Annotated in this window: 4 protein-coding genes and 1 pseudogene; 2 read left to right on the top strand and 3 right to left on the bottom strand. The window is 73.3% G+C overall.

What is annotated here, in order from left to right; translation table 11 throughout:
- Positions 1-359 (top strand): annotated as a pseudogene (locus tag JWR81_RS16745) (radical SAM protein); the annotation flags it as partial.
- Between the two features lie 34 nt (positions 360-393).
- Positions 394-942 carry an MSMEG_0567/Sll0786 family nitrogen starvation N-acetyltransferase gene (locus tag JWR81_RS16740; protein WP_297652969.1) on the top strand — a complete coding sequence of 183 codons (549 nt, stop codon included), beginning with the start codon at positions 394-396 and terminating at the stop codon, positions 940-942.
- A 97-nt stretch (positions 943-1,039) separates the two neighbouring features.
- Here the strand turns inward: JWR81_RS16740 and glmS are convergent, their stop codons facing one another.
- The 3 genes from glmS to JWR81_RS16725 form a co-directional block, all read right to left on the bottom strand.
- Positions 1,040-2,866, bottom strand: a complete 1,827-nt coding sequence (glmS, locus tag JWR81_RS16735) for a glutamine--fructose-6-phosphate transaminase (isomerizing) (protein ID WP_297652966.1) — start codon at positions 2,864-2,866, stop codon at positions 1,040-1,042.
- Between the two features lie 45 nt (positions 2,867-2,911).
- Positions 2,912-3,181 carry a hypothetical protein gene (locus JWR81_RS16730; RefSeq protein ID WP_297652963.1) on the bottom strand — a complete coding sequence of 90 codons (270 nt, stop codon included), beginning with the start codon at positions 3,179-3,181 and terminating at the stop codon, positions 2,912-2,914.
- Between the two features lie 87 nt (positions 3,182-3,268).
- Positions 3,269-5,212 (bottom strand): ABC transporter ATP-binding protein (locus tag JWR81_RS16725; protein WP_297652960.1); only part of this gene is annotated, 1,944 nt, incomplete at its 5' end.

Genomic DNA, 5,212 nt, shown 5'->3' with positions numbered 1-5,212 from the left:
CCACCTACGTCATCCTCGGCATGGGCGAAGACCCCCAGCTCACCATCGACGCCTGCAAACGCGCCATCGACATCGGCGTCTACCCCTTCGTCGTACCACTGCGACCCGTCGCCGGCTCACTGATGGAAAACGTCCCCGCCCCCTCCCGCGAGTACACCGAACCCATCTACCGCAAGGTCGCCGGCTTCCTCGCCGAACGCGGCCTGGGCGCCGACACCGCGGTCGCCGGCTGCGCCCGCTGCCAGGCCTGCTCGAGCCTCAACCTCGTCCAGAACGCCGGCTCACCCGCACCATGCGGCCCCACCGGTGGCGCCCCCGCCGCGGCCCCCCTGCTCCAGATCGGCCGGCGCCCGGCATGAGCGGGCCTGTCGCGGGACCGGGCGGCACGAGCCGATGACCGCGCCGCCGGAGGCCCGCCGGATCCGCCCGTCGCGGCCGGTCAGCGTGCTCATCGGGGTCGACCCGGTGCTGTGCCGTCCCACGTCCGATGCCCCGTCGCGCGCCGCCCACCACGCGATCAGGCAGGCGGTGTTCGTCGAGGAGCAGGGCGTCTTCGCCGACTCGGACCTCGACGCGCACGACGCCCGCGACGACGTCATCCACGTCCTGGCCCTGCACGAGGGACGTCCGGCCGGCACGGTCCGGCTCTACCCCGTCGGCCCCGACGAGTGGCTGGGCGACCGACTGGCCGTGCTGCCGGAGTACCGGTCGGCGAATATCGGCGGCCCGCTCGTGCGCTTCGCCGTGGCCACCGCGAGCGCGCGCGGCGGCCGCGTCATGCACGCCCACGTACAGTTGCCCAACGAGCGCTTCTTCCACCGGCTGGGCTGGGCCACCGCGGGCGAGATCGAGACCTACGTCGGCCGACCGCACGTGCCGATGACCATCGCGCTGATGCCCGTGTGCCCGTGGCTGGCAGGCCCTGAGCGCACCGCGGCCTGACCGGCGCACACGTTCTGTGAGCGACGCGCGCGCAGCAACGCGTGCGCCGGGCGACGGTGCGCGCGCCGGCCCCGGACGACGTTCGCCGCCTTCGGGCTCACTCCACCGTGACGCTCTTGGCCAGGTTGCGGGGCTTGTCCACGTCCCGGCCCAGCGCGACGGCGGTGTGGTAGGCGAGCAGCTGCAGCGGGATCGACAGCAGGATCGGGTCCAGCTCCGGCTCGTTGGCCGGGATCACGAGCGTGCGGTCGGCCAGCTCGGGCGGAAGCTGCCGGTGCGCCAGCGCGATGACGGGGCCCTTGCGGGCCTTGATCTCCGAGAGCGTGGAGGTGTTCTTGTCGAGCAGGTCGTCGTCGGGGACGATCGCGACCGTGGGCAGCTCCGGGCTGACCAGCGCCAGGGGCCCGTGCTTGAGCTCCGCCGACGGGTAGGCCTCGGCGTGCACGTAGGAGATCTCCTTGAGCTTCTGCGCGCCCTCGCGGGCCACCGGCCAGCCCCGGCGGCGGCCGACGAACAGCACGCTCGGGCTCGGCGCGATCTCCTTCGCCACCCCGGCGATGGCGTCGGACTGCAGCAGGATCTCCTCGATCTGTTCCGGCAGCGCCTTGAGCCCGGCGATGATCCGCCGCCCCTCCGACGGCGCGAGGTCGCGCATCCGGCCCAGGTGCAGCGCGAGCAGCGCGAACGCCGTGACGGTGGAGGTGAACGACTTGGTGGCCGCCACGGACATCTCCGGCCCGGCGTGCAGGTAGATGCCGCCGTCGACCTGACGGGCGATGGTGGACCCGACCACGTTGATGATGCCGATCACGCGCCCGCCCTTGCGCTGCAGTTCCTGCACGGCGGCGAGGGTGTCGATGGTCTCGCCGGACTGGCTGACCGCGACGTACAGCGTGTCGGGCTCGACGACGGGGTTGCGGTAGCGGAACTCCGACGCCGCCTCGGCCGTGGCGGGGACGCGCGCGAGGTCCTCGATCAGCTGGGCGCCCAGGTCGCCCGCGTAGCAGGCCGAGCCGCAGCCGAGGATCTTGACGCGCTTGATCTCCCGGGCCTCACGGACCGTGAGGTTGAGCCCGCCGAGGTGCGCGGTGTCGAACCGCTCATCGAGCCGGCCCGACAGCGTCCGCTTGATCGTGCGGGGCTGCTCGTTGATCTCCTTGATCAGGAAGTGGGCGTTGTCGCCGATCTCGGCGCCGGCCACGTCCCAGTCGATGGTCGACGGGCTCTTGGCCGTCGCCCGGTCGTCGAGGGTGAACGTGCGGTAGCCCGTGGCGGTGATCGTGGCGAGCTCGCCGTCGTCGAGGTAGACGACCTGGCGGGTGTAGCCGATGAGCGCCGCGACGTCGGAGGCGACGAACATCTCCTTCTCCCCGACGCCCAGCAGCACCGGGCTGCCGTTGCGGGCGACGACGATGCGGTCGGGGTGCTCGGCGTCGACGATCGCGAGGCCGTAGGCACCCACCACCTGGCGCAGCGCGAGGCGCACGGCCTGCTCGAGGTCGGACGCGCCGCCCGCGAACGCCGCCGCGATGAGGTGCGCGACCGTCTCGGTGTCGGTCTGCGAGGTGAACTCGACGCCGTCGGCGGCCAGCTTGGCGCGCAGCTCGTCGGCGTTCTCGATGATGCCGTTGTGCACAACGGCGATGCGGCCCGCCGTGTCGGTCTGCGGGTGCGCGTTCTCGACGGTCGGCTCACCGTGCGTGGCCCAGCGGGTGTGCCCGATGCCGGGGGAGCCCTTGAACCGGGCCGGCAGACCACTCGCGAGATCGGCCACCCGGCCGCTCGCCCTCTGCACCTTCAGCCCGGACCTCGTGCACACCGCGAGCCCGGCGGAGTCGTACCCGCGGTACTCGAGGCGGCCGAGCCCCGCGAGCAGGATCGGTACCGCGTCCTGCGGCCCGACGTACCCCACGATTCCGCACATGCGCGCTCCTTCACTGTGACACTCGAGTTCGCTGTGACACTCGAGCTACGTGTAGACCATGCGCCGCAGCTGGCGCGCCGACAGCGGCGGCGGTGCGAACCGCCGTGCCGACAGCTCCGCGTCCAGCGCGGCGAAGATCTGGTCGTTGGTGAGCCCGCGCCGCTGCAGCTCGGCGTGGCGGCGGCGGACGAAGTCCGGTACCGGCTCGCCGAAGTACCCGACGACCTCGGCCACCACCCGCGACGCCTCGCTCGGGCTGAGCGGGGTGCTGCGGACGAGATGGGCGACGAGATCGTCGAAGAGAGCGACGGGCACGCAGCGAATGGTGCCCGATCTGCCGCGGAACGCCAAACCTCCTGCCCGATATCGGGCAGGACTGCACAGAATCAGACCCGGGCGGAATCAGGCCGCCGGTTCGAGCTCTCCCGCCTGCCACAGCGCCGCGTACCGGCCGCCGGCGGCGAGCAGCTCCGCGTGCGTGCCCTCCTCCACCACCCGGCCGCCCTCCAGCACGAGGATCCGGTCGGCCCGCGCGGCCGTGGCCAGCCGGTGTGCAACGACGAACGCCGTGCGCCGCGACGTCACGTGGTCGCCCGCGGCCAGCACCGCGGCCTCGGTGGCGGGGTCGAGCGCGGCGGTGGCCTCGTCGAACAGCAGGACGTCCGGATCGGCCAGCTCCGCGCGCGCCAGGGCGATGAGCTGCCGCTGCCCCGACGACAGGCCCTGCCCCCGCTCACCGACGGGATGCCGGAACCCACCGGGCAGGCCCCGCACCAGATCGATCGCGCCGACGGCCCGCGCCGCCGCCTCGATCTGCGCGGGCGGGGCGTCGGGGCGGGCGTAGGCGATGTTGGCCGCGACGTCCCCGGTGAACAGGTGCGGCTCCTGCGGCACGATGCCCAGCCGGTGCCGGTAGTCCGAGAGCCGGAACCGCCGGATGTCCACGCCGTCGACGAGCACGGCGCCCGACCCGGCGTCGTAGAACCGGGCGAGGAGCTTGACCAGCGTGGACTTGCCCGCGCCCGTGGCGCCGACCAGCGCGACGGTCTCGCCGGGCGCCACGCGCAACGACACACGGTCGAGCGCCGGTGACTCGGCGCCCGCGTAGGAGAACGACACGTCGCGCATCTCCACCTCGCCGCGCAGCCGCGCGGGGACGGCGACGGCCTCAGCCTCGGGCTCCATCGGCACCGACGTGGGCGTGCGCAGCAGGTCCGTGATGCGACTCAGACCGACCCGGGCCTGCTGGTAGGAGTCGAACACCTGCGAGAGCTGCTGCACGGGGGTGAAGAACAGCCCGAGGTAGAGCAGGAACGCGGTGAGCACGCCCGCGCTCAGGTCGCCCGACGCGAGCCGCGCCGCACCCACCCCGAGCACCGCCACCTCGGCGATGTCGGACAGCAGCGCCACCCCGGGGAAGTAGGTGGCGATGTAGGTCTGCGCGCGGAGGCGGGAGCGGCGGTAGGCGGCGCTGCGCTCGCCGAACGTGGTGGCGCTGCGCTCCTCCCGCACGTAGGCCTGCGCGACGCGGACGCCGGTGACGTTCTCCTGCATGTCGGCGTTGACGATGCTGACCTTCTCGCGCGCCTCCGTGTAGGCCCGCGACGACAGCCTGCGGAACACGACGGTGGCCACGATCAGGACCGGGAACACCGCCAGCGCGACGAGGGCCAGCTGGATGTCGGTGACGAGCAGCGCCACCGCCACCCCGAGCACGGTGATCAGGCTGACGATCGCCTGGGCGAGCCCCGTCTGCAGGAACGTCGAGAGCGCGTCGACGTCGGTGGTCATCCGAGTCATGATGCGGCCCGACAGCTCGCGCTCGTAGTAGTCGAGCCCGAGCCGCTGCAGGTGGGCGTAGCTGCGCACGCGCAGCAGGTACAGCAGGCTCTCGCCGGCGCGCGCCGTGATCAGGGTCTCGCCCGCCACCACCAGCCAGCTCGCCGCCACCACGCCCACGCCCAGCAGCGTGGCCGCGAGCAGGACGCCCGGCACCTTCGACGTGATGCCGCCGTCGACGGCCAGCCGGGCGATGTTGGGGAACGCCAGCGAGCTCAGCGCGTCGAGCGCGACGAACGTGACCGCGAGGGCCAGCAGCCTGCGCACGGGACGCAGGAGGCCGCCGAGCCGGAAGCCGGGATCGGGCGCAGTGGGGTCGACGTCGCCGAGCTTCGGCACGTCGGTGGCCGGGCGGAGCGCCGCGACCGCGGCCATCAGCTTGGGCGATGCGGGAACCGCACCCGCCATCCCCGAGGGCCCGCCACGGGCGCTCGCCCCGGCGGCGCCGGAGGCCGCGGCCGCCCGGGTGGCGGTGTCGCCGGGGGCGAGCTCGGCGGGCTCGGGCCA

The sequence above is a fragment of the Pseudonocardia sp. genome, from assembly GCF_025965585.1.
Taxonomy (GTDB): domain Bacteria; phylum Actinomycetota; class Actinomycetes; order Mycobacteriales; family Pseudonocardiaceae; genus Pseudonocardia.
This window is presented reverse-complemented; position numbering and strand designations above follow the sequence as displayed.

Bases quoted from the DNA above. Each gene is read 5' to 3' on its own strand.
- JWR81_RS16740 (WP_297652969.1), top strand. From the start codon at position 394: ATGACCGCGCCGCCGGAGGCCCGCCGGATCCGCCCGTCGCGGCCGGTC.
- glmS (WP_297652966.1), bottom strand. From the start codon at position 2,866: ATGTGCGGAATCGTGGGGTACGTCGGGCCGCAGGACGCGGTACCGATC.